General features: G+C 65.4%; 4 protein-coding genes. 3 read left to right on the top strand and 1 reads right to left on the bottom strand.

Going from position 1 to position 3,212, the window contains the following annotated elements; all coding sequences use genetic code 11:
* Nucleotides 1-786: HAD family hydrolase (locus WBQ44_RS07325; protein ID WP_495566055.1), on the bottom strand; the 786-nt coding region annotated here is incomplete at its 3' end.
* Nucleotides 787-1,036: 250 nt separating this feature from the next.
* Here WBQ44_RS07325 and WBQ44_RS07320 point away from each other — a divergent pair.
* The 3 genes from WBQ44_RS07320 to hemA all read left to right on the top strand — a co-directional run.
* Nucleotides 1,037-1,312, top strand: coding sequence for a glutaredoxin family protein (locus WBQ44_RS07320; protein WP_495566054.1), 276 nt, complete (start codon nucleotides 1,037-1,039; stop codon nucleotides 1,310-1,312).
* 165 nt (nucleotides 1,313-1,477) lie between these two features.
* Nucleotides 1,478-2,386 carry a redox-sensing transcriptional repressor Rex gene (locus tag WBQ44_RS07315; RefSeq protein ID WP_495566053.1) on the top strand — a complete coding sequence of 303 codons (909 nt, stop codon included), beginning with the start codon at nucleotides 1,478-1,480 and terminating at the stop codon, nucleotides 2,384-2,386.
* A partial coding sequence (hemA, locus tag WBQ44_RS07310) for a glutamyl-tRNA reductase (RefSeq protein WP_495566052.1) occupies nucleotides 2,383-3,212 on the top strand: 830 nt, incomplete at its 3' end. The genes WBQ44_RS07315 and hemA, both read left to right, overlap by 4 nt.

Here is a 3,212-nt window from a genome sequence, read left to right as displayed (position 1 = left end):
CCGCAGGTCCGCGTCGGGATTGACGGCGACGGCGGTGCCGACGAGGGAGAGCATCGGAACGTCGTTGTGGCTGTCCGAGTATGCCGTGCAGCGCTTGAGGTTCAGGCCTTCGCGGACTGCGAGGGTGCGGACGGCGTGCGCTTTGCCGAGGCCGTGCAGGATGTCGCCGACGAGTCTGCCGGTGAAAACGCCGTCCTTGCTTTCCGCGACGGTACCGAGCGCGCCAGTGAGTCCGAGTCGTTCGGCGATGATGGTTGCGAGTTCGAGAGGGGTGGCGGTGACGAGCCACACCTGCTGGCCGGCGTCGAGGTGCATCTGAGCGAGAGCTGCGGTTCCGGGCCAAATTTTGTCGGCGATGAGCTCGTCGTAGATCTCTTCACCGAGTCTGCGTAGCTCGGAGGTCTCGCGGCCGGTGATGAACGACAGCGCCTTCTCGCGTCCGCTGGCGACGTCCTCGCTGTTCTCCTTGCCGCTGACCCTGAATTTGACCTGCTGCCAGGCGAATTGAGCGAGATCACCACTGGTGAAATATTTACGCGCAGCGAGTCCGCGGGCGAAATGAATGATCGACGCGCCCTGCACCATCGTGTTGTCGACGTCGAAGAAAGCCGCGGCGGTGAGGTCGAGTGGGACGGATCCGCCACCTTCGGCCTGCAGCGCGATGGCGGCCTCGGCGCTCGCTTCACCCGCGACGTTTGCGCGCACTTCGGCGTCGGTCGGACCGAACGGATTGCGCAGCCTGCGCTTGCGGCGTTTGTCCTCGTGCGGGGCGTCCGTCTCGACCATGTCCTCATCGGACACCGGCGATACGGGCAGATCGGCCAACGCCGGTTCCTGCGCAGAATTGTGGGTCGAATCGGCGGCAGCATCGTCGCTTCTGCCGTCCCCAGGCGTCTCGGAACCCCCGTCGCTCATAACGCGCACCTCCATGCTCGAGCACTGCCACAACCCTAGTCCGTCGCCCCGAAGTCCGACCGCCCGCGCATGAGAGCCGATGTGACGTTCGTCTCTTCATGGCGAGTGAAACAGTGGAGGCATGGATTCCCACGAGACCTCGGTGGTTCTTCTCACCCGCGCCGGATGCCACACCTGCGTCTTGGCTTTCGAACGGCTCATCGCTGTGTGCGCGGATTTCGGGCTCGTCCCGACGTCGGTGGACGTCGACGAAGTGGCTGTTACCACCCCTGACCTGCGCGCGGAGTACGGCGACCGCGTTCCGGTGGTGCTGCTGGACGGCCGCGAGCACAGTTACTGGGAGGTCGACGAGCCGAGACTGCGTGCAGATCTGGCCGCGGCGAACCCACCGGATTAACGTGTCGTTTCTCTCGCTTTGCAGGTGAGGGCCCCTCTAGCACGGATCCGGCGACTTTGTTCATTCGTTCACAAGCAGTTACCGTGGTGGAGACGTGCAGGGGAAATGCCTGCCAACCGAGGATCACCGTGAAGACCGGCATCGCAGCCGCTCGGACGAGGAGCCATGAACGTGACCGAAGAGCGCCCGGGCGTGCCGGTTGGTGTCGAACGCTCAGCTGGCATCGACCATTCCGGCTCTCATGCTGCTGGTCCCGAACGTGTTATCCCCCAGGCTACGGTGACCCGATTGGCGACCTACTTGCGGGTCCTCGGAATCCTCGCCGACGACGGCGTCCTCATCGTTTCCAGTGAAGAACTCGCGAACGCAGCCGGGGTCGGATCGGCGAAGCTGCGCAAAGACCTTTCCTTTCTCGGACCCAATGGCGTCCGCGGTGTCGGCTACGACGTGGTGCGCCTGCGCGCGAAGATCGAGAGCGCTCTCGGTCTCGACCGCGGTCACAAAGTAGTGCTCGTCGGAGTCGGCAATCTTGGGGAAGCGTTGGCGCGATACGGCGGATTCGGTCGTCGCGGGTTTTCGATGGTCGGTTTGTTCGACCGCAACCCTGCCCGCGTCGGCCTCGACATCGACGGCCTCGAAGTGCGACACGTCGACGCCCTCGAGGTGGCATGCCGCGAACTCGAAGCCACCATCGGCGTCATCGCCACGCCCGACGAGTCCGCGCAGACCGTCGCTGACGCCTTCGTCGCGGGCGGCGTGGAATGCATCCTCAGCTTCTCCCCGGTCACCCTCGACGTGCCGGACCGAGTCGAGGTTCGCCGCGTCGACCTCGCGGTCGAGATGCAGGTTCTTTCGTTCAACAGTTCACGCAACGAAGCCGCGGGCCGCAGCTCCAACCGCACGAGTCCCCTTTCGAACACCGCGCGGCTCGGGCGTAGCCGCGGACCGAGATTGACGCCGGCCCTGGGTTCGGCGGGTAGCTCGGCGAACAACAGCACTGCGATCGGCAACACCGCGATCGGAGAAACAATGAGCAGTAGCGTCTCAAGAAATGGATCGGTGATTGCACCGTGAGTGTGCTCCTCGTCGGGATTTCGCACCGTAGCGCTCCCGTCGCTGTCCTCGAGCGTGTCGCGATCACCGACACCGACCGGCCGAAGCTGACCGACAAGCTCATGGCGAGCGGCAGCATTTCCGAGGTCATGGTCGTCTCGACGTGCAACCGCGTCGAGGTCTATGCCGTGGTCGACGCGTTCCACGGAGCTCTCGCCTCTGTCGGTGAGATCCTTTCCGAACATTCGGGCCTGGCGGTGCCGGACCTCACCAAGCACGCGTATGTGCGTTACAGCGAGGCTGCCGTCGAGCACCTGTTCGCCGTGGCCAGCGGGCTGGATTCGATGGTCATCGGTGAGCAGCAGATTCTGGGTCAGATCCGCGCCGCGTATGCCGCTTCCGACGGTCAGCAGGCATCGGGACGCGTGCTGCACGAGCTCGCGCAGCAGGCGTTGCGCGTCGGCAAGCGAGTGCACTCCGAGACCGGTATCGACTCGGCCGGAGCGTCGGTCGTCTCCGTCGCCCTCGATCGCGCCGCCGCACTCTTCGACGGCACCCTGCAGGGCCGCACCGCAGTCGTGCTCGGCGCAGGCGCCATGGGCGGACTGTCCGTGGCGCATCTCGGCCGTGCCGAAATCGAACGTCTCGTCATCGTCAACCGCACCCGAGAGCGCGCCGACCGTCTGGCCGAAACAGCAAGGGCCGCAGGTGTATCCGCGGTCGCGATGAATATCGACGAGTTGCCCGACGCGCTGGCGGACGCCGATGTGTTCGTCACCTGTACCGGAGCCGTGGGCGCCGTCGTCTCGCTCGCCGACGCGCACCTCGCGCTCGCCCGACGTTCGCC

Origin of the sequence: Rhodococcus sp. (in: high G+C Gram-positive bacteria), assembly GCF_049591685.1 — a bacterium.
GTDB lineage: Bacteria > Actinomycetota > Actinomycetes > Mycobacteriales > Mycobacteriaceae > Rhodococcoides.
This window is presented reverse-complemented; position numbering and strand designations above follow the sequence as displayed.